The organism is Phenylobacterium sp. (assembly GCF_036495085.1).
Taxonomy (GTDB): Bacteria; Pseudomonadota; Alphaproteobacteria; order Caulobacterales; family Caulobacteraceae; genus Phenylobacterium.
The window spans coordinates 1-1691 of record NZ_DASXNL010000154.1 but is presented as its reverse complement, the minus strand read 5'-3'; the positions used below and the strand labels follow the sequence as shown (position 1 = coordinate 1691).

The window sequence follows — 1691 nt, the reverse complement described above, 5'->3', positions numbered from 1 at the left end:
GCGCGCTTGCGGCCGTAAGGCAGCTCGACGGCCTGGCTTTCGGCGAAGGCTGCGAGGCCCACCGCGGCGACCAGTTCGAGGGCGCGGGCGTCGAGCCGGGCCAGCACGCTTTCGGAGCGCCAGAACTGGAAGGAATTGCGCAGCTTGCGCTGCAGGGCGACCCGGACATTCTCGCGCACCGAAAGATGGGGGAAGACCGCCGAGATCTGGAACGAGCGGGCGAGCCCCATGCGCGCAATGGCCGCTGGCGAACTGCCGGTGATATTGCGGCCGTTGAAGCGGATCTGGCCGCGCGTCGGCGTCAGGAAATGGGTGAGCAAATTGAAACAGGTCGTCTTGCCCGCGCCATTGGGCCCGATCAGGGCGTGAATGGTGTGGCGCCGCACGCGCAGATCGACGTTTTTGACCGCGACGAAGCCTGCAAACTCCTTCGTCAGCCCTTCCGCCTCGAGAATTACTTCTTCTTCGGCCATCCCGCCCCCCTGCGGTGTGGCGAATTAATCGAAGCTTGGCGCTGCTGTCCAGCACTGGCGGAGAGCCCGCGCCATCGCTAGATTTCGGCCCAGTGCGGGGGGAACCGCATCTGGGAGGATTAGCGTATGAAAGTTGGAAATTCTGTCCGGAATGCCGGCGTGGCTGCAGCCGTTGCCGGACTTGCCGCCTTGGGTCTGGTCGCCATCGCCGGCCCATCAGCTCTGGCGCAGACGCCGCCGCCGCTCAAGATCGGCGTCATGGACGGCTTCTCGGGCGTCTATGGCGACCTGACGGCCGGTGAGGTCGAGGCCATGCAGATGGCCATCGAGGATGTCGGCGGCAAGGTTCTGGGCCGCTCGGTCGAGATCCTGTCGGCCGACCACCAGACCAAGCCCGATGTCGGCGCCTCGATCGCGCGCAAATGGTACGACGTCGACGGCGTCAAGATGATCACCGGCCTCGGCACCTCCTCGGTCGCCCTCGCGGTCCGCAAGGTCAGCCAGGAAAAGGGCCAGATCGACATCAACACCGGCGCGGCCTCGGCCGACCTCACCGGCCCGGCCTGCTCCGAGACCGGCGCACACTGGGTCTACGACACCTATGCGCTGGCCCACGTGACGGGCGACGCCATGGTGAAGGCGGGCGGCGATACCTGGTTCTTCCTCACCGCCGACTATGCCTTCGGCCACGCGCTGGAGCGCGACGTGACCGAGGTCGTGAAGGCGGCCGGCGGCAAGGTTTTGGGCAGCGTGAAACATCCGCTCAGCACGCAGGACTTCTCGTCCTTCCTGCTGCAGGCCCAGTCGTCGAAGGCCAAGGTCATCGGTCTCGCCAATGCCGGCCAGGACACCATCAACTCGATCAAGCAGGCCGGTGAGTTCGGCATCGTCAAGGGCGGCCAGAAGCTGGCGGGCCTGCTGGTGTTCGCCACCGACGTGCAGTCGCTCACCCTGCCGGTGGCGCAGGGCCTGGTGCTGACCGAGTCCTTCTACTGGGACCTGAACGACGAGACCCGCGCCTGGACCAAGCGCTATCGCGCCAAGAAGGACCGCCTGCCCAGCATGCTGACGGCGGGCGTCTACAGCTCGACCCTGCACTACCTCAAGGCCGTGCAGGCGGCGGGCACCGACGAGCCCAAGGCCGTGATGGCCAAGATGCGCGAGCTGCCGGTCAACGACGTCATGACCAAGAACGGCAAGCTGCGCGAGGACGGCCGC

Annotated in this window: 2 protein-coding genes; one reads left to right on the top strand and one right to left on the bottom strand. The window is 66.5% G+C overall.

Translation table 11 applies throughout. The features are described 5' to 3' along the window. The coding region (locus tag VGI62_RS17280; protein ID WP_331505777.1) for an ABC transporter ATP-binding protein at window positions 1–473 on the bottom strand (473 nt) is incomplete at its 3' end. A 159-nt stretch (window positions 474–632) separates the two neighbouring features. Here VGI62_RS17280 and VGI62_RS17275 point away from each other — a divergent pair. Beyond that, the coding region (locus tag VGI62_RS17275; protein ID WP_331505776.1) for an ABC transporter substrate-binding protein at window positions 633–1691 on the top strand (1059 nt) is incomplete at its 3' end.